3 protein-coding genes are annotated in these 1,290 nt (G+C 70.4%); all 3 read left to right on the top strand.

Annotated features, from left to right (window positions below; genetic code table 11):
* The first annotated feature begins 143 nt into the window (after positions 1-143).
* Positions 144-287 (top strand): hypothetical protein, encoded by a 144-nt coding sequence (locus ACFOYY_RS24985; protein ID WP_386192516.1) that lies wholly within the window; start codon positions 144-146, stop codon positions 285-287.
* 105 nt (positions 288-392) lie between these two features.
* The gene (locus tag ACFOYY_RS24980; RefSeq protein ID WP_386192513.1) at positions 393-533 is read left to right on the top strand and encodes a hypothetical protein; all 141 of its coding nucleotides are present in this window, start codon (positions 393-395) and stop codon (positions 531-533) included.
* A gap of 94 nt (positions 534-627) precedes the next feature.
* On the top strand, positions 628-1,290 hold a 663-nt coding region (locus ACFOYY_RS24975), incomplete at its 3' end, for a S8 family serine peptidase (RefSeq protein WP_386192510.1).

Below are 1,290 nucleotides of genomic sequence, written 5' to 3'. Positions count from 1 at the left end.
AGGTAATGGAAATTCCATGTTGCAGGCTACGGCTTCCTCACCTTCACGGCATATTACATAGAGTAACTTTATGATTGCTTTGGGTGCGCATTGTTTGGTGGATCGCGCAACCGATCCCACGACCCCGGAAGGGACCAATCATCATGTCGGAGTCGTTCATCCCGCGTCTGGCCGCCCCGGTCGAGCGCACCATCACCGGAGGGCCCCCGGCTGAGCAGGCCGGTGTCGAGCAAGCCGCGACGGGGCGCACCTCCCACTACCCGTTCGCCGATGAGGGTGACGAGTAGCCGACCGCTTCGGGGTGAGCGCCAGGCACTCGGCCGGCGATCACCCTCCTCCCCCTACGGCAACCCCGATATCTCGCTCTGATGAGCAGACAAGGAGAAACCACCATGGCGCAGACATGCATCCCGCACTTGGCCGCCCCGGTCGAGCGCACCATCACCGGCGCCGCCGCCACCCAGACAGCGGGCGTCGACCAGTCCGAGGTCGGGAGCTTCCGGTACCCCTTCGCTGACGACGGCGACGAGTAGCCGATGACGCGGTGAGCGTCGGCGCGTGACTATGTGTCGGCGCTCCACCCTCCACGAACGAGCACGCCGGGATACACGGGAGCGGGTGTGTGGGATGGGCGAGGTAGCAGCGATCGTGGGACTGGCGCAGCTGTGGCAGCGCACTACCGGTGACGAGCGGGTGACGGTGGCGGTCGTCGACGGCCTGGTCGATGAGGCCCATCCGGCGTTGTCCGGCGCGAAGCTGACCCAGTTGCTCGACGTCTGGCCTGGCGGAGCGGCCGCGGGGCGCAAGGCGGTGCACGGCACGGCGGTGGCCGGTGTGCTGTTCGGCCGGCACGACGGGCCCGTGCCCGGGGTCGCGCCGGGTTGCCGGGCGGTCAGCGTGCCGGTGTTCGCCGAGGGGCGGCGCACCTCCCAGCTTGATCTGGCCCGCGCCATCGAGCTGGCCGCCGACGCGGGCGCTCATGTGATCAACGTGAGCGGTGGCCAGCTGGCCGACCCCGGGGAGGCAGAGGACGTGCTGGCGCGGGCGGTGCGCCGCTGCCGCGAGCAGGGCGTGCTGGTCGTGGCCGCGGCCGGGAACGACGGCTGCCTGTGCGACCACGTGCCCGCCACGCTGGACGGCGTGCTGGCCGTCGGCGCCTGTGATGAGGCCGGCCGACCGCTGGAGATGAGCAACTACGGGCCGGGCAGCCGCCGTCAGGGGCTGCTCGCCCCCGGTGCGAACGTCCTGGTGGCCGTGCCGGGCGGCGCCACCGGGCGGATGTCCGGCACC

It is taken from the genome of Streptosporangium jomthongense (assembly GCF_042650425.1).
Lineage (GTDB): Bacteria > Actinomycetota > Actinomycetes > Streptosporangiales > Streptosporangiaceae > Streptosporangium.
Note: the sequence above shows the minus strand (reverse complement) of the source record. Positions and strands in the feature narration are given on the sequence as shown.